2 protein-coding genes are annotated in these 1,481 nt (G+C 43.6%); both read right to left on the reverse strand.

Annotated features, from left to right (window positions below):
• Positions 1–266 (reverse strand): DUF917 domain-containing protein (locus tag J5224_RS27510; RefSeq protein ID WP_264628313.1); only part of this gene is annotated, 266 nt, incomplete at its 3' end.
• On the reverse strand, positions 263–1,481 hold a 1,219-nt coding region (locus J5224_RS27515), incomplete at its 5' end, for a cytosine permease (protein ID WP_264628314.1). The genes J5224_RS27515 and J5224_RS27510, both read right to left, overlap by 4 nt.

The following is a 1,481-nucleotide window of genomic DNA, read 5'->3' on the forward strand; positions in this document are numbered from 1 at the left end:
TGCTCTACTCGACGGCATGCGAGGATGGATTCTTCCCCATTAGGAATTTTCTCCATCATGATGGTTGGTGCACCTATCATCCCTGTTGACAATAAAATATCGTCTGGCTGTAATTCTTCGATGCTGATTAACCTAATTGGCCCATGCTTTTCAATTGCCTGCTGGGCCATAATCTTTCCAAGATGAGGATCACCCCCACCACCACTCGCTAAAATAGAAGCACCATAGCAAATATGTTCTATTGCCTTGATATCAAGAAGAATCACTTTGTTTTCCCTAAGCGCGGGAGTAAATGAAATCCCCTGTATACCATGATGGAGATTAATAAAGAATTTAATGAAGGAATCCCAACAGTTATTATCAACCCTGCCAAAACACCCGATAGGCACGCAATGATAGCATACCAACCTATGGCGGGAAGCATGGCGGGATCAGGAAGACATTGATTGTCACGACTTAGATCGAGTTCTTTCTTATGATTCTTTAGTAAAAAATAATCACACAGGATTACGCCAGCAATGGGAGGAAAAACAATACCCAGTAATACTAAAAAATGGGTAAATTTCTCCAAAATACCCGCAATAGTCAACAAGGTGCCTGTGAAACCTAAAATAATCGTTAACTTAACATAAGACATCCTATGCTTGCTAACACGTTCTATGGCATTAGCAAGCGCAAGCGTAGATGAGTAAAGATTGGAATCATTAATTTTTACAGCCGACAAGATTACGGCCAAGAGACCCAGCCAACCCGCACTTTGTGTCATAATAGTGACTACATCAGAAGTATTCATGGCGTGGGCGATGAGTATTGCAATACCATTGATAAAGAACTCACCGACAATTATCGATACCGTAACCATCCAAAATACGTGATGACTTTTTTGGCAATAACGAGCGATATCCGCAGTAGTTGTAGCCGTAACTATATAGCCTCCGGCAACCGCAGTTGCGGCCATTCCCAAGGTCATGGGTTCACCTGTGGGAAAACTCGTCGCCAACTGCATCAAATCATATCCTGATAAAAGTTTGATCACGATCCAGCCGACCACGAGCATAAACAATGGCACGGTGATAACAGCAATCCATCCTAAGGCACGGAATCCAAAAATCATCAGTGCGGTTATCCCTAATCCAGATATCACAGCGCTCATCGTAAATCCGGGTTGATTATCCAGTGCATAATTCACACCATGAGAGAGAATCGCGTTTTGCACACCAAACCAACCAATCAAACTTAACGCGATTAACACACTGACTAACGCTGATCCATAACGGCCAAATCCTCCCCATAGTGCCAATAAACTTGTTGATAAGCCTTCACGAGCGGCAGCAATTCCAAGCCCTAAACTGACCACTTCCAGCAGCATACTGCCCAGAAAAGTGGCTAGCATTGCTTGATGAAACGGCATCGAGTGGCCTAACAGAGCACCTAGCATGAACTGTCCTAGTGCCGTCATAATTCCGATACGAACCATGATC

It is taken from the genome of Candidatus Symbiopectobacterium sp. NZEC135 (assembly GCF_025962695.1).